Source organism: Apilactobacillus sp. (assembly GCF_025290035.1).
GTDB lineage: Bacteria > Bacillota > Bacilli > Lactobacillales > Lactobacillaceae > Apilactobacillus.
This window is the reverse complement of sequence record NZ_JAMBKT010000004.1, coordinates 25,476-41,891: the sequence shown is the minus strand read 5'-3', so window position 1 is coordinate 41,891 and position 16,416 is coordinate 25,476. Positions and strand designations below refer to the sequence as shown.

At 36.4% G+C, this 16,416-nt stretch carries 13 protein-coding genes; 7 read left to right on the top strand and 6 right to left on the bottom strand.

The window, feature by feature from the left end; all coding sequences use genetic code 11:
- Nucleotides 1-62: 62 nt before the first annotated feature.
- From mnmG to rpmH, 6 genes are all read right to left on the bottom strand, one after another.
- Nucleotides 63-1,994, bottom strand: coding sequence for a tRNA uridine-5-carboxymethylaminomethyl(34) synthesis enzyme MnmG (mnmG, locus tag M3005_RS02520; RefSeq protein WP_293793428.1), 1,932 nt, complete (start codon nt 1,992-1,994; stop codon nt 63-65).
- Between the two features lie 42 nt (nt 1,995-2,036).
- A complete protein-coding gene (mnmE, locus tag M3005_RS02515; protein ID WP_293793426.1) occupies nt 2,037-3,428 on the bottom strand; it encodes a tRNA uridine-5-carboxymethylaminomethyl(34) synthesis GTPase MnmE in 1,392 nt (463 codons plus the stop codon).
- Between the two features lie 178 nt (nt 3,429-3,606).
- Nucleotides 3,607-4,335: an RNA-binding cell elongation regulator Jag/EloR gene (jag, locus tag M3005_RS02510; protein ID WP_293793424.1), complete on the bottom strand. Its 729-nt coding sequence runs from the start codon at nt 4,333-4,335 to the stop codon at nt 3,607-3,609.
- A 103-nt stretch (nt 4,336-4,438) separates the two neighbouring features.
- A complete protein-coding gene (yidC, locus tag M3005_RS02505; RefSeq protein WP_293793422.1) occupies nt 4,439-5,272 on the bottom strand; it encodes a membrane protein insertase YidC in 834 nt (277 codons plus the stop codon).
- A complete protein-coding gene (rnpA, locus tag M3005_RS02500) occupies nt 5,272-5,634 on the bottom strand; it encodes a ribonuclease P protein component (RefSeq protein ID WP_053950645.1) in 363 nt (120 codons plus the stop codon). Before rnpA ends, yidC begins: the two co-directional genes overlap by 1 nt.
- 60 nt (nt 5,635-5,694) lie before the next feature.
- Nucleotides 5,695-5,829, bottom strand: a complete 135-nt coding sequence (gene rpmH / locus M3005_RS02495) for a 50S ribosomal protein L34 (RefSeq protein WP_034530627.1) — start codon at nt 5,827-5,829, stop codon at nt 5,695-5,697.
- A gap of 490 nt (nt 5,830-6,319) precedes the next feature.
- Here rpmH and dnaA point away from each other — a divergent pair, with 490 nt between their 5' ends.
- The 7 genes from dnaA to gyrA all read left to right on the top strand — a co-directional run bounded on the left by dnaA (nt 6,320) and on the right by gyrA (nt 16,289).
- Complete coding sequence (gene dnaA, locus M3005_RS02490; RefSeq protein ID WP_293793413.1) at nt 6,320-7,660, top strand: chromosomal replication initiator protein DnaA; 1,341 nt, start codon at nt 6,320-6,322, stop codon at nt 7,658-7,660.
- Between the two features lie 171 nt (nt 7,661-7,831).
- On the top strand, nt 7,832-8,968 hold the full coding sequence (dnaN, locus tag M3005_RS02485; protein ID WP_053949417.1) for a DNA polymerase III subunit beta: 1,137 nt from the start codon (nt 7,832-7,834) through the stop codon (nt 8,966-8,968).
- A gap of 124 nt (nt 8,969-9,092) precedes the next feature.
- Entirely contained in the window at nt 9,093-10,187 is a 1,095-nt protein-coding gene (locus M3005_RS02480; protein ID WP_293793411.1) for a M24 family metallopeptidase, read from the top strand.
- Between the two features lie 203 nt (nt 10,188-10,390).
- Nucleotides 10,391-10,609 carry a S4 domain-containing protein YaaA gene (yaaA, locus tag M3005_RS02475; protein WP_187155851.1) on the top strand — a complete coding sequence of 73 codons (219 nt, stop codon included), beginning with the start codon at nt 10,391-10,393 and terminating at the stop codon, nt 10,607-10,609.
- Nucleotides 10,610-10,618: 9 nt separating this feature from the next.
- The gene (gene recF / locus M3005_RS02470) at nt 10,619-11,737 is read left to right on the top strand and encodes a DNA replication/repair protein RecF (protein WP_293793409.1); all 1,119 of its coding nucleotides are present in this window, start codon (nt 10,619-10,621) and stop codon (nt 11,735-11,737) included.
- A 23-nt stretch (nt 11,738-11,760) separates the two neighbouring features.
- Nucleotides 11,761-13,707 carry a DNA topoisomerase (ATP-hydrolyzing) subunit B gene (gene gyrB / locus M3005_RS02465; RefSeq protein ID WP_053949420.1) on the top strand — a complete coding sequence of 649 codons (1,947 nt, stop codon included), beginning with the start codon at nt 11,761-11,763 and terminating at the stop codon, nt 13,705-13,707.
- Between the two features lie 119 nt (nt 13,708-13,826).
- On the top strand, nt 13,827-16,289 hold the full coding sequence (gene gyrA, locus M3005_RS02460) for a DNA gyrase subunit A (RefSeq protein WP_435370525.1): 2,463 nt from the start codon (nt 13,827-13,829) through the stop codon (nt 16,287-16,289).
- The last annotated feature ends 127 nt before the right edge of the window (nt 16,290-16,416 follow it).

Sequence of the window (16,416 nt, the reverse complement as noted above, 5' to 3'; positions counted from 1 at the left end):
CTCTTATGAATAGTTGTTTACATTAAAAAAACCGTCTAAACAATGTTTAGACGGTTTTTATTTTAGTCTTTTTTGACTTTAGCGATTTTGCCTTGTTGAATGTAAACACCTAAGATTGCAACATCAGAAGGGTTAACTCCTGAAATTCTAGATGCTTGCGCAACTGTTTGTGGTCTAATCTTTTCAAGTTTTTGACGGGCTTCGGTAGCTAAACTATCGATGGCGTTGTAATCAATGTCATCTGGAATCTTTTTAGCTTCCATCTTCTTCATTCTAGCAACGTTTTCTTCAGCCTTCTTAATATATCCGGCGTACTTAGTTCTAATCTCAACTTGTTCAATCACTCGACGACCTAATGGTTTTTCAGCAGGTTCGATAAACTTCAATAAAGTATTATAAGTTACATATGGACGACGTAAGAATACTGATGCTAAAATTCCATCTTTAAGTGGCTTGTCGCCATGTTCTTCAACAAAATCGTTCACTTCGTCACTAGGTTTGATTCTAGTATGATCCAAACGTTCTAGTTCTTCTAATACCGCTTGTTTCTTAGCTAAGAATTCGTTATATCGTTCATCTGAAATTAGTCCTAATTCATGCCCTTTTTCAGTTAAACGGAAATCAGCATTATCATTTCTAAGTAGTAAACGATATTCAGCACGACTAGTCAATAAACGGTATGGTTCATTGGTACCCTTAGTAACTAAATCATCTACTAAAACACCAATGTAAGCTTCATTACGTTTTAGAATCAATGGATCTTTTCCTTGAGCGCGTAAAGCGGCATTGATACCAGCATATAAACCTTGACCCGCAGCTTCTTCATAACCAGAAGTTCCGTTTGTTTGACCAGCTGTATATAGGTTCTTAACAATCTTAGTTTCAAAAGTTGGTTTTAATTGATAAGGAGCGACAACATCATATTCAATTGCGTATCCTGGACGCATCATTTCTGCATGTTCCAATCCAGCAACAGAGTGTAGCATTTTTTGTTGAACTTCTTCAGGAAGAGAAGTTGAAAGACTATCACAGTAGTATTCATTAGTTTCTCTTCCTTCAGGTTCTAAAAAGACTTGATGTCTGTTCTTATCAGCAAAACGCACAATCTTATCTTCGATTGATGGACAGTAACGAGGACCAACCCCTTCAATCACTCCAGTGAACATTGGTGCACGATCTAGATTATCTTTAATAATTTGGTGAGTGTGTTCGTTAGTATAAGTTAACCAACATGATAGTTGATCTTTAACTGGAATGTAGTCATCATCTGAAGTTTCAAAACTAAAGTGATTTACTTCTTCATCCCCAGGTTGTTCTTCTGTCTTAGAAAAGTCAATTGTACGACCATTAACACGTGGTGGAGTACCTGTCTTAAAACGCTTTAATTCGAAACCTAATTCTTCTAGGTTTTCTGATAGCTTCATTGCTGGTTGAGAGTTATTAGGACCTGATGAGTACATTAATTCACCAATGATAATACGGCCACGAGCAGCTGTTCCGGCACAAATAACAGTAGTCTTTGAGTAGTACTTCGCACCAGTGTAGGTAACGATTCCCTTGCAGACACCATCTTCAACGATTAATGAATCAACAATCCCTTGTTTTAAATCCAAGTTTGGTTGGTTTTCAATTGTTTCCTTCATTGCACGATGGTAAGCATGCTTATCCGCTTGTGCACGTAAGGCACGCACAGCTGGACCTTTACCTGTATTTAACATTCTCATTTGGATGTATGTTTTGTCGATATTACGACCCATTTCTCCACCCAAAGCATCAATCTCTCTAACAACGATTCCCTTAGCTGGTCCCCCTAGAGAAGGGTTACATGGCATGAATGCCACCATGTCCAAGTTAATGGTAATTAACATGGTTTTATTACCCATTCTAGCTGAAGCTAGCGCTGCTTCACTACCTGCATGTCCGGCACCTACAACGATAACATCATATTGACCAGCTTCATATTGAATCGTTTCGTCACTTACGACTTGACTCATTTTTTCTTCCTCCATTCAAAATGTTTCACATGAAACATTTTTCTATTTTCCTAAACAGAATTGGCTAAATAGTTGATCTAACAGTTCACCGTTGTAGCTATCTCCTGTAATTTCACCTAATGATTCCCAACATGCGTGCATATCCATTTGTACTAAATCAACCGGTAAGCCTTCTTCTAATCCATTAATTACGTTATTTAGTGACTCTTTAGCATTGTGTAACAGGCTAACGTGTCTAGCATTAGTTACCATTACATCATTTTGTGAACTTTGAATTCCCTCAGTAAAGAATAACTTCGCAATCATTTCTTCCAATGGTTCAGTTCCGTTATCTTGAATTGCTGAAGTGGTAATCACATTTTCAGCACCAACTAATTTTTTAACTTCATCAACATCAATTTGTTGAGGTAAATCAGTCTTGTTTAAAATAACGATTCGTTTAGTATCATCGGTTAACTCAATCAACTGACGATCTTCGTCAGAAAGAATTTCTGAATAGTTCAATACTAATAGCACCAAATCAGAACTACTAATTGCTTTTCTAGAACGTTCTACACCGATTTTTTCAACCTTGTCATCAGTTTCACGAATCCCGGCAGTATCAACTAGTTTCAAAGGAACCCCTTTAACGTTAACGTATTCTTCTAGCACATCACGAGTAGTCCCTGGAACATCAGTTACAATCGCTTTATCTTGATGTAATAAGTGGTTCAAGATACTTGATTTACCAACATTAGGGCGTCCCACGATAGAAGTGGCTAAACCATCTCTTAAAACTTGACCTTGTTTAGCAGTTTCTAGTAGCTTTTCGACCTTAGCTCGTAAATCAATTGCGTTATCACTTAACAACTTAGAAGTAACAACTTCTGCATCATCATATTCTGGATAATCAATATTAACCTCAACATTAGCTAATACATCCAAAATTTGTCGTCTTAGCGTTCTGATCAATCTTGAAAGATTTCCTTCTAATTGACTTTCAGCAGCCTTCATTGAACGGGTTGTTTTCGCATCAATTACGTCCATAACCGCTTCAGATTGTGATAAATCGATTCGTCCATTTAAGAACGCACGCTTGGTAAATTCACCTGGTTCAGCTAATCTAGCACCATAACTCAAAATTAATTGCAAAATAGTATTAGTAGCTAAAATTCCACCATGACAGTTGACTTCGATTACGTCTTCGCAAGTATATGTCTTAGGTGCTCTCATCACGGAAACCATTACTTCATCGACATCTTCTTTAGTATCCGGATCAAAAACGTGACCATAGTTAATGGTATGTGATTCAACTTTATTCAAGTCCTTACCACGGAAAATCTTACTAATTACCTTTAAGGCATCATCTCCACTAATTCTAACAATCGAGATTCCTCCTTCACCAGGTGGTGTTGAAATCGCTGCAATTGTATCAAAATCTGTTGTTGTTGCCATTTTATTCTTCCTTTCTAAATCCGAATAGATCTATTTTCAATCTAAATGCACAAAAAAAGTGCCCACTCCACGCCAAAAACACAGCATGAATAAAGCACTTTCACTACTTCATTTATTATCTGATTTAAATTATATAGTATATAATAAAAATTTTTATCTGATTTGTCAATTTATATGACTATACATTTTGTGGTTCTACAACCACGGCACGATAGGGTTCGCGTCCAGATGAAAAGGTATTAACATATCCATTATCTTCTAATTGAGTATGAATAACCTTCCTTTCAAAAGAAGGCATTGAATCTAGATACACTGGTTGCCCTGTCGCAACTGCTTCTCTGGCAGTCTTTTCAGCTAATTTCTTCAAAATTTCTGTCCGACGGTGACGATAGTCAGCAGTATCCAATTGGATTGATAGACGGCTGTAGCCAATGTGATTTAGATAGATTTGAGCCAAATCTTGTAATGCATTGATAGTTAGACCATGTTTTCCTATTAATAGTCCTTCTTGTTCTGTCTTAAAGTTAATACGAGCAAACTTACGATTCATAATCTTAGGTTGTTGCTCTGCTGTAATCCCTAATTCTTCTACAATCGGTTGCAAATAAGCCATTAAGTCTTCAATGGCTTGTTCATTAGAGTGTTTACGTGTGTTTTCGGTGTTGTTACTTGGTTTTAAATCAATTTTGTTAATGGTTTTAGTTGTTGTTGCGATATCTTGAGAGTTTGATGCTGTTTGTACGTTTTTAACGTCGATTTCGACGATTGCATCACGTTTTCCGATTCCTAGAAAGCCCTTACGATTAGTTTGTACAACGTTGATTTCAGCGTTGCTTCTATCGATGTTTAGTGACTTTAGTCCTTCTTCGATCGCATCATTAACTGTTTCAGCAGTAAATGTTGACATGTGGGGACTCCTTTAAAAATAAACTATGTTAACTATCATATCATAAAACCGCGTCATAATGATACATAAAAAAGCGTCTGATATTAAAATCAGACGCTTTTGTTTATTTACGACGAGATTTCTTAGCTTTACGAATTGCTTTTTCAACATTTCGCTTACGGTCTTTTTCAGCACGTAGCTTTGCTTCTCGTTCTTTTTGAATTTTCCAAGGGTTTTGAAGTACTAATGTTTGTCCAGCTTGGAATGCATTAGTTACTACCCAGTAAATTGAAATAGCGGCAGGAATATTTAATGCCATAAAGAAGATAATTAGTGGCATTCCATATGTCATTCCTTTAGTCATTCCATTTTGTTCTGGTTGTGACTTCATTGACAACCATGAACTGATAAATGTGAATAATGCAGCTAGGATTGGCATTACGAAGTAAGGATCACGGTGTCCTAATTGTAACCATAGGAAGTGACCTAGTTTCAAGGCTTCAGTACGCCATATTGCTTGATACAATGCCCATAGAATTGGCAATTGAACAAGTAATGGTAAACAACCAGCAACTGGGTTAACACCAGCTTCAGCATAAAGTTTTTGTTGTTCTTCACGAAGCAACTTAACAGTTTCAGTATCCTTTGAAGAATACTTCTTTTGTAATTCCTTTAGCTTAGGTTGTAATTCTTGAGTCTTTTTCATGCTCTTGGTTTGATAAATCATCAAAGGCAAGATCACAATTCTTACAATAATAGTGAAGGCAACGATACCCATTCCATAACTAGAACCAAATAATTTAGCTAACCAAATAATGGCTCTTGAGAAATTTAATACGATGACTCCATCCCATAGACCAGTACTGTGTGAAGTAATTGGTTTATTACTACATGCAGTTAAAAAGAATACTAGTCCTAAAATTGAAGTTAGTGAAAGATACTTCTTAAATTTTTTCATTAGTCTTCTCCCTCAACATAATCAGAATCAAGCAAGTTTGCCAATTTTAAAACATGAACCATGTTCTTCTTAACTTCTTCCATTGATAACATGTCAGCTCTTGGGCGAGCAATCACTAAGAAATCAACTTCTGACTTTAAGTGTGGCTTTAATTCGGTCAAACTTTGTCTTATTCGTCTCTTAACCCAATTTCTGTGTACGGCGTTACCAATCTTTTTTCCAACTGAAATTCCGACTCTAAAATGGGGTTGATCGGGCTTTTCCATTTGATAAATGACAAAAGTCCGGTTAGCAACTGAATTATGTTTTTCAAAAACACTTTGGAATTCTGCTTCTTTTTTGACGCGATATGACTTACGCATAATCCATCTCCATTAAATTTTGTTCAATATAATGAAAAAGACCACTGAATGGTCAGTGGTCTATACAGTCAATGACTTTCTACCTTTTTTACGACGGCGAGCTAAAACTTTACGACCGTTGCTAGTGCTCATACGACTACGGAAACCGTGAGTACGTGCGTGCTTACGTTTCTTTGGTTGGTAAGTTCTCTTCATTACTAACCCTCCCTTATATGTTTTTTTGTATGTTTCTTTTCTATGTCAAATACATTTCTTAAATATAATAACACAAAAACCAAATGGATGGAACATATAAATTGACATTTAATCGCTAAATATCTGCTTTTTTATCCACATTTTATTTTGTTTCATACACATTTTTGATGGTTTCTTGTGGACTTATTTTTTCAAATCCACATAGTTATCCACAAGTTATCCACAATTCAACACATTGTTATTATTTTTATTAACAGGATGTGTATAACTTTTGGTTATTATTATTATATCAATCATCATATCCTGTGGATTATTAACAACATTTTGTGGAAAACTATTATTTTTTTCGTTTTTTCATAAGTTATGCACAGTTTGTGAGATTTTCAATCAACAATGTGTGAAACATTTATACACAATCAAAACAACTTGTGGAAAACTTTTTTTTTTAATGGTAAAATTACTAAAGATTTTTAACGGGAGGAAATGATTCATGGATAAAGACTCATTATGGGAAGCAATCAGTGAAGCATTTGAAAAAGATGTCTCACCAACTACCTATTCAACATGGATTGAAACAGTTAATCCAATTAGCTTAGTTGATAATAAATTAACTTTAGAACTTCCTTCTCCTCTCCATCGTGATTATTGGAAGGATAAACTTTCTGATTCGCTTGTAGAATATGCATACCAAATCACTAAGAAAGATATCGTTCCTAATTTCATTTTAGAAGGAGAACTTCGAAATTCTACTAATGAAAATAGCGCTGATGATTCAACTCAACCTAATCATGTTGATGAAGTTTTGCGCAGTTCCCCTTTAAATCCAAACTATACATTTGAATCCTTCGTTATCGGAAAAGGGAACCAACTAGCACACGCTGCTGCTTTGGTTGCTTCTGAAGATCCTGGTAAAATGTATAATCCGCTTCTTTTATATGGAGGCGTGGGGCTAGGAAAAACCCACTTGATGCACGCCATCGGAAATAAAATTCTAGAGCAAGATCCTCAAGCTGATATTAAATATGTTACTTCTGAATCATTTACGAATGACTTCATTAATGCAATTCAAAATCACCAAACGGAAAACTTTAGAGCTGAATATCGAAACGTTGACGTTTTATTAGTTGATGATATCCAATTCTTCGCTGATAAAGATGCCACTCAAGAAGAGTTCTTCCATACATTTAATGCTTTATATGATAATCAAAAGCAAATTGTGTTAACTTCAGATCGACTACCATCTGAAATTTCAAAACTTCAAGATAGATTGGTTTCTCGTTTCGCATGGGGATTATCAGTAGATATTACTCCACCAGATTTAGAAACTAGAATCGCAATCTTACGTACAAAGTCTGAAGCTGACATGATTAAAGTCCCAACAGATACGCTTACATACATAGCTGGTCAAATTGATTCTAACGTTCGTGAACTAGAAGGTGCTTTATCGAGAGTACAAGCATTTGCTAGATTCAAACAAGTTCCAATTACTACAGATTTAGTGTCTGAAGCGCTTCGCGGATTAAATAAGGGGGATTCAAAACCCGAAATTACAGTTGAACAAATCATTAAATCAGTTTCGACTTACTTTAATGTTTCAACTGATGATTTAAAAGGGAAAAAACGAGTTAAGACGATTGTCACACCACGACAAATTGCAATGTATCTTTGCCGAACTATGACTAACAGTTCTCTTCCTAAGATTGGAACTGCGTTTGGCGGTAAGGATCATACCACGGTAATTCATGCTTACGATAAGATTGCTGATGCAATAAAATCTGACTCAACACTAAAAAATCAAGTAGATGAATTGAAAGAAACCATCGAAAGATAGTATTCTTAATGTGGAAAAATGATAAAGTTATCCACAAGTTATCCACATGTGAAAAACTTTGATACGCTTTATATGAGTTAACTTTTCCACAGAATACACAGGTTCTATTACTGCTTTATATAACTATATATATTAAATTTATATAAATACACTCACGGGGAGATATGAATAATGAAATTTTCAATCAAGAGATCAGCTTTCATTCAAGGAATTAATATGGTTTCTAGAGCAATTTCATCTAAAACTACTATTCCAATTCTTACTGGATTAAAACTAACAGTTTCAAATGATGCTTTAATCCTAACTGGAAGCAATGCTGATATTTCAATTGAAACAGTGATTGATAAAAATGATGCTGACAACCAACTAATCATTGAAGAACCAGGTTCAATTGTTTTACCTGCTAGATTCTTCAGTGGAATCGTAAAAAAATTACCTAACGATACAATGACACTTTCTGTTACTAATGGTTTCCAAACTGAAATCACTTCTGGAACATCATCATTTACTATTAATGGTTTAGATGCTGCAGATTACCCACACTTACCAGAAATTGATAATGATAATGAAATCTCACTTTCAGGTGACGTCTTCAAGGAAATCATTAACCAAACTGTAATTGCGGTTTCAACTCAAGAAAGTCGTCCAATTCTTACTGGGGTTCACTTTGTGTTAAAAGATGGTACTTTATTTGCTGTCGCTACAGACTCTCATCGTCTAAGTCAACGTAAAGTGGCTTTACCTGATAACCAAGGTGAATACGACGTTATCATTCCTGGTAGCAGTTTATCTGAACTATCAAAAATGATTTCAGACGAAACCGAAAACGTGAAAATGAAGATCACTGACAACCAAGTGCTATTTACAATTGGTGACACATACTTCTACTCACGTTTACTAGAAGGAACTTACCCAGATACTTCTCGTTTGATTCCAAATGAATCAGAAACTCAAGTTCAATTTGAAGCTTACGAATTACTAGGTGCGATTGAAAGAGCTTCTCTTCTATCACATGAATCAAGAAACAATGTTGTTAAACTAAGTATCAAGACTGATGACAAAAAGGTTACTATTTCAGGTAACTCACCAGACGTTGGTAATGTTGAAGAAGACGTTGAAAGCAAAGAATTATCAGGTAATGATTTAGAAATCTCATTTAACCCTGATTACATGAAAGATGCGCTACGTGCATTTGGTCACTCAATGATTAATGTGTCATTCACAACTTCATTACGTCCATTTACATTAGTTCCATCCGAAGATGCTGAAAACTTTATCGAATTGATTACACCAGTTCGTACTTTCTAATAATATTTCTCATAAAACTCGTCCTTTATCTAATAAAGTGGCGTGTTTTTTTAATTTAAAATCTAATTTTTGTTTTAATTTTTACTGATTTGGGCTAAGATAGATTAAAAGAGGAGGGATTTACATGTCTAAGATAAAGTCAATCCAGGATTGGACTTACAATAATGGATTAGATTTCACGTATTTAAGTGATCCAAAGACGATTCAATATTTAACTGGATTCTACAGTGATCCGGTGGAAAGAGTGCTAGCTTTAATTGTGTTCCCTGAAAAGGAACCGTTTATGTTCGCTCCAGCATTGGAAGTTGAAGCAATTAAAGATACGGGTTTTCCATATGATGTCTATGGATATTTAGACCATGAAAATCCATGGCAAAAGATTGCAGCTCATGTAAAACAACGAGTTGATAATCCTAAAGCCGCTGGACTTGAAAAAGAAAGTTTGACAGTTGCGCGACTAGAAAACTTACACGCAGAGTTAGGAAATGTGAAGTTTGAAACTGACATTACCGATTTCTTAAATACAATGCGTTTAATCAAATCAGAAGATGAAATTGAAAAATTAAAAGAAGCTGGTAAGGAAGCTGACTTTGCTTTTGAAAAAGGATTCGCAGCCATTCAAGCTGGTAAATCAGAAAAATCAGTCGTAGCTGAATTAGAATATGCACTAAAACAAAAGGGTGTTATGGAAATGAGTTTTGACACCTTGGTTCAAGCCGGTGCGCATGCTGCTGAACCACATGGTGCTACTAGTGATAACTTGATCCAAAACAACGAAATGGTGCTATTTGATTTAGGAACTGTTCATGATGGTTATATTTCAGATGCATCTCGTACTATTGCCGTTGGTAAATTAGACGATAAACAAAAAGACATTTACGACGTTTGTTTAGAAGCGCAATTAGCTGCAATGGAATTCGTTAAACCAGGTGTTACTGCTGAACAAATTGATAAAGTAGCGCGTGATATTATCGATAAAGCTGGTTATGGTAAGTACTTCATTCACCGATTAGGTCATGGAATGGGAATGTCAGAACACGAATTCCCATCAATCATGGAAGGTAACAAGATGGAAATCAAACCAGGGATGTGTTTCTCAATTGAACCAGGAATTTATGTTCCCGGTTTTGCTGGGGTTCGAATTGAAGATTGTGTCTATGTAACTGAAGATGGATGCAAGCCATTTACCCACACACCTAAAGAAATTAAATATTTATAATAAATAAACCCCTTAGATGGAAATCTAAGGGGTTTATTTTGCTTATAAAGTCAATTTTGATAGATTTTAGCGATTTTGACGTAATTTAAATCAACTGGTCTAGTTAAATTTAGAATTGCTGAGAATGGCAAAAATTAGCTTGTAAACTATACTTTTGGCCTATAAAAGGGTATAATAATACATAAGTAAAGGTGGGTGAAGTTTTGAAAAAGAATGTTTTCATCGATACCGAATATATTACTTTAGGACAGTTGTTAAAAGAAGAAGATGTTGTTTCTTCTGGTGGCCAAGCTAAGTGGTATTTAAAAGATCATGCAGTGAAGCTAAATGACGAACCTGAAGATCGTCGTGGTAAGAAATTATACGACGGTGACAACGTCGAAGTAATTGATGTTGGTTTGTTTTTTATTCGCAAAAAGTAGGCGTTAGTTATGAATTTAAAAGAACTAAAATTACGACACTTTCGTAATTATAGCGATGTTGAAGTGACCTTTTCACCTTCGATTAACGTCTTATTAGGGAATAATGCTCAAGGGAAAACTAACATGTTAGAAGCAATCTACGTGTTAGCGCTAACTAGGAGCCATCGAACTAGTAATAATCGTGACCTAATAAACTGGCAGAGCGAATCTGCACAAGTTTATGGCGAAATTGAAAAGGAACTTGGCACGACCAAACTAGAAATTGATTTGGGTAAAAAGGGTAAAAAAGCTAAAGTTAATCATCTTGAACAAGCCAAGCTATCTTCATATGTAGGTGAATTGAACGTGATTTTATTCGCCCCAGAAGACCTATCAATCGTAAAAGGCGCACCAACGATAAGACGCCGCTTTATGGATATGGAATTCGGTCAAATGAGTAATCAATATTTATACAATAATGCTCAGTATCGCAAAATTTTAAAACAACGAAATAATTATTTAAAACAGCTCCAGATGAAAGAAGCTAAAGACGAATTGTACTTAGATGTCTTGTCCGATCAATTAGCGGCGTATGGAGCTAAAATCATTTTTCAACGTTTAGAATTACTTGAAAAATTACAGGGATGGGCTGCTAAAATCCACGCTGGAATTTCACAAGATAAAGAAGTACTGAAATTTAAATATGTATGTGCATTAAAGAAAAAAGACCAAACTAGCGTAGACGATATTTACCAAGCGTTAACGAATCTGTTTGCTGAAAATAAGCAAAAAGAAATCCGCCAGGGAAGTACGTTATACGGCCCACATCGGGATGATTTACAATTTATTATTAACGGGAAAGATGTTTCCACGTTCGGCTCACAAGGCCAGCAAAGAACATCCGCACTTTCAGTGAAACTAGCTGAAATTGATTTAATGAAAGAAGAGACCAACGAATATCCGGTGCTCCTATTGGATGATGTTTTATCTGAATTAGATGATAATCGCCAAACTCATTTACTAAAATCAATTCAAAATAAAGTGCAAACGTTTTTGACGACTACCAGCCTAAGCGGCATTGCTCGTGACTTAATTGAGGACCCTAAAATCTTCAATATTTCCAGCGGGCAAGTCGAATCGGAAGAATAGTCTGACTTAAGGGAGGAATAAAGTTGACTGATAAAGAAAAAGAAGAACAAAGAAAAAAAGCTGACGAATATAATGCCAGCCAAATTCAAGTTCTAGAAGGTCTAGAAGCTGTTCGTAAGCGTCCAGGGATGTACATTGGATCAACTAGTGTCCAAGGTCTCCACCATTTAGTATGGGAAATTATTGATAACGGGATTGATGAAGCCTTAGCTGGTTTCGCCGATACCATTCACGTAACTGTTGAAAAAGATAACAGTATTACCATTGTCGATAATGGACGTGGGATTCCAACTGATATCCAAAAGAAAACAGGTAAGCCAGCCCTAGAAACTGTCTTCACAGTCTTGCATGCCGGAGGTAAATTCGGTGGTGGCGGATACAAAGTTTCTGGGGGTCTACATGGGGTGGGAGCCTCAGTAGTTAATGCCTTATCAACAGAACTAGACGTTACTGTTACCCGTGATGGTAAGAAGTACTACATGGACTTCAAGCGTGGACACGTTGCTTCTGAAATGAAATTCGTTGGTGACGATGATCCAGATAATCACGGAACTAAGGTCCACTTTGTTCCAGATCCAGATATTTTTACAGAAACTACTACTTACAACATCAAAACTTTGACTGAAAGAATTAGAGAACTTGCCTTTTTAAATAAAGGACTAAAGATTTCTCTTCGTGATAATCGTCAAGAAGAACCTACATACGAAGAATTCTTGTATGAAGGTGGAATTAAGCACTATGTTGAATACATCGACAAAGACAAGCAACCACTTTTTGAAGAACCAATCTACGTTGAAGGTATGGAAAACGATATTTCAGTTGAAGTTGCTCTTCAATACACTGATGATTACCACAGTGAAATGAGAACATTCACCAACAACATTCACACCATCGAAGGTGGAACTCACGAAGAAGGTTTCAAACGTGCATTAACTCGTGTGATTAACGATTACGCTCGTAAGAACAACCTACTAAAAGAAAAAGATGAAAACTTAACTGGTCCAGATGTTCGTGAAGGACTAACTGCCGTTATTTCAGTTAAGCATCCAGACCCTCAATTTGAAGGTCAAACTAAAACTAAGTTAGGTAACTCAGACGCCAGAGCTGCTACTGACCACATTTTCTCAGAACATTTCTCTAAGTTCTTATTTGAAAACCCAACATTGGGTAAACAAATCGTCGAAAAAGGGGCATTAGCTTCTCGTGTTAGAGCCGCTGCTAAACGTGCTCGTGAAGTTACTAGAAAGAAATCAGGATTGGAAATTTCCAATCTACCAGGTAAATTGGCTAACAATACTAGTCGTGATCCTGAAATTTCAGAACTATTCATCGTCGAAGGGGACTCCGCGGGAGGATCTGCAAAGCAAGGTCGTTCTCGTTTGACCCAAGCAATCTTGCCAATTAGAGGTAAGATTTTGAATGTTCAAAAGGCAACTATGGATAAAATCCTAGCTAATGAAGAAATCAGATCAATGTTTACTGCCATGGGAACTGGTTTCGGTAATGACTTTGATATTGAAAAAGTGCATTACCACAAATTAATCATTATGACCGATGCCGATGTCGATGGTGCTCATATTCAAACACTATTATTAACATTGATTTACAACTACATGCGTCCATTGATTGATGCGGGATATGTATACATCGCTCAACCACCTTTGTATCGTTTACAACAAGGTAAGATGATTAGATATATCGCAAATGATGAAGAACTAGAACAATGGAAAGCACAACTACCAGCTTCACCTAAACCAAGTATCTCTCGTTACAAAGGGCTTGGTGAAATGGATGCGGAACAACTTTGGGAAACAACTATGAATCCTGATAACCGTCGTCTACAACGTGTTGAAGCCAAAGATGCAGCGAAAGCTTCAGAAATCTTTGACATGCTAATGGGTAACAAGGTAGAACCACGTCGTAAGTTCATCGAAGAAAACGCAACATTTGTTGAAAACTTGGATATTTAACGACAAATGTTTCACATGAAACATTTTAATGTAGTGACCATGAATTGGAGGTAAAAACATTGGCCAATAATGAAGACCTATCAAGCCATCGTATTGAAAATGTTGACTTGTCTGAAAAAATGAAAACATCATTCTTGGACTATGCCATGAGTGTTATCGTGGCACGTGCCCTTCCTGATGTTCGAGACGGAATGAAACCAGTTCACAGAAGAATTTTATATGATATGCGTGAACTAGGACTTACTCCGGACAAACCATTCCGTAAGTCTGCCAGAATCGTAGGGGACACCCTAGGTAAGTATCACCCCCATGGGGATGCTGCCGTTTATGGTTCAATGGTTAGAATGGCTCAAACCTTTAGTTACAGATATCCATTAGTTAACGGACACGGTAACTTTGGTTCTGTCGATGGTGATGGCGCAGCCGCAATGCGTTATACCGAAGCAAAACTAAGTAAAATTGGGATGGAAATGCTAAGAGATATCAATAAAGATACTGTTGATTTCCAAGACAACTTTGATGGAAGTGAAAGAGAACCTGAAGTACTACCATCTCGTTTCCCTAACTTATTAGTTAACGGTGCCTCCGGGATTGCCGTTGGGATGGCAACTAACATTCCACCACACAACTTAAGTGAAGTTATTTCTGCTATTCATGTGTTAATGAATAACCCAGAAGCAACTACTGCTGATTTAATGGAAGTTTTACCTGGACCTGATTTCCCAACTGGAGGAGTTGTGTTAGGTAAGTCTGGAATCAGAAGAGCTTATGAATCTGGTAAAGGAAGCATCGTGCTTCGTGCCAAGACTGAAATCGAAGAACAAAAGAGTGGTAAACAACGTATTATCGCTACTGAAATTCCATACATGGTTAACAAAGCTAAGTTGATCGAACACATCGCTAACTTAGTTCGTGATAAACGACTAGAAGGAATTTCTGATATCAATGATGAATCTGACCGTGATGGTATGAGAATCGTGATTGATGTTCGTCGTGATGCATCAGCACAAGTTGTTTTAAACAACCTATACAAGCTAACTTTAATGCAAACTAGTTTTAGCTTTAACATGTTAGCCATCGTTGATGGAACTCCTAAGATTTTAAGCTTGAAGGAAATCTTAAACGAATATCTAGAACACCAAGTTAACGTTATTAAACGTCGTACTGAATACGAATTAGCTAAAGCTGAAAACCGTGCTCACATCTTAGCCGGTTTGATTGTGGCCTTAGATAATATCGACCGTGTGATTACCATTATTCGTGAATCACAAACTTCAGTTATCGCTAAAGACCAATTAATGAGTGAATTTGACCTAAGTGACAAACAAGCTCAAGCTATCTTGGATATGCGTTTAGTTCGTTTAACTGGTTTGGAACGCGATAAGATTGTTAGCGAACATGCCGAACTATTAGAAGAAATCGGTCGCTTAAAAGAAATCCTATCAAGTCGTGATAAGATTAACGAATTAATCTACCAAGAATTACTAGAAATTCAAGAAAAATATGGTGATGAAAGACAAACTGAACTACGTGTTGGTGAAGTCTTAAGTATTGAAGATGAAGACTTAATCGCTGAAGAAGACATTATGATTACCTTAACTCATAATGGATACATCAAGCGTACAGCTACTTCAGAATTCAAGAGTCAAAACCGTGGTGGTCGTGGAGTTCAAGGAATGGGTGTTCATGATGATGACTTCATCGAACAACTATTAGGAACAACTACCCACCATTCATTACTATTCTTTACTAACCTAGGTAAGGTATATCGTATGAAGGGTTATGAAATTCCTGAATACGGTCGTGCTGCCAAGGGAATTCCAATTATCAACCTACTAGGCATTGATACTGACGAAAAGATCCAAGCAGTGATTACCATTGATGAAAATGAAAATAACGATGGTAAGTACCTATTCTTTACAACCCTAAAGGGGACTGTAAAGAGAACCCCTGTTGAAGAATTCCAAAACATTAGAAGTAATGGTCTAAAGGCAATTCACCTTAAGGATGAAGATGAACTAATGCGTGTTTCAACTGTATCCGAAGACCAAAACATCATTATTGGAACTCACTTGGGTTACTGTGTCAGCTTCAAGGTCGCAGACGTTCGTTCAATGGGACGTTCAGCAACCGGTGTGCGTGGTATCCGTCTAAGAGATAATGACTACGTTGTTGGTGGGGATGTCTTAAATCCAAATGATAACGTCTTTGTAATTTCTGAAAATGGTTATGGTAAACAAACGCCAGCTGAAGAATACCAAATCAAGGGTCGTGGTGGTAAAGGTATTAAGACAGTTAACGTGACTGAAAAGAATGGTCCATTAGCTGGATTAACTACTGTTGCCGGTGATGAAGACATCATGTTAGTTACTGACAAAGGTGTCATGATCAGATTTAGTATTTCTGACGTTTCACAAACTGGACGTGCAACCCTTGGGGTTCACTTAATCAAGATTGATGAAGATTCTAGAGTTTCTACTGTTGCCAGAGTGCAAAAGGAAGAAGAATCTGAAGAAGAAGAAGCAGAAGTTTCTACTCCAGCAGAACCGACTGAAATCGAATCAAACGATGATGAAGAATAATTAGAAATAAATTAAAAGCCATTCAACTTATGTTGGGTGGCTTTTTTGTATATTTAAAATAAAAAAGAAAATTGTTTGTAATTGAAATATAACTGATTTATAATTGAATTCTAATGCTAAAAAAACT

Excerpts from the sequence above, each read along its gene's own strand:
- mnmG (WP_293793428.1), bottom strand. The coding sequence starts at position 1,994 with ATGAGTCAAGTCGTAAGTGACGAAACGATTCAATATGAAGCTGGTCAA.
- mnmE (WP_293793426.1), bottom strand. The coding sequence starts at position 3,428 with ATGGCAACAACAACAGATTTTGATACAATTGCAGCGATTTCAACACCA.
- jag (WP_293793424.1), bottom strand. The coding sequence starts at position 4,335 with ATGTCAACATTTACTGCTGAAACAGTTAATGATGCGATCGAAGAAGGA.
- yidC (WP_293793422.1), bottom strand. The coding sequence starts at position 5,272 with ATGAAAAAATTTAAGAAGTATCTTTCACTAACTTCAATTTTAGGACTA.
- rnpA (WP_053950645.1), bottom strand. The coding sequence starts at position 5,634 with ATGCGTAAGTCATATCGCGTCAAAAAAGAAGCAGAATTCCAAAGTGTT.
- rpmH (WP_034530627.1), bottom strand. The coding sequence starts at position 5,829 with ATGAAGAGAACTTACCAACCAAAGAAACGTAAGCACGCACGTACTCAC.
- dnaA (WP_293793413.1), top strand. The coding sequence starts at position 6,320 with ATGGATAAAGACTCATTATGGGAAGCAATCAGTGAAGCATTTGAAAAA.
- dnaN (WP_053949417.1), top strand. The coding sequence starts at position 7,832 with ATGAAATTTTCAATCAAGAGATCAGCTTTCATTCAAGGAATTAATATG.
- M3005_RS02480 (WP_293793411.1), top strand. The coding sequence starts at position 9,093 with ATGTCTAAGATAAAGTCAATCCAGGATTGGACTTACAATAATGGATTA.
- recF (WP_293793409.1), top strand. The coding sequence starts at position 10,619 with ATGAATTTAAAAGAACTAAAATTACGACACTTTCGTAATTATAGCGAT.
- gyrA (WP_435370525.1), top strand. The coding sequence starts at position 13,827 with ATGAAAACATCATTCTTGGACTATGCCATGAGTGTTATCGTGGCACGT.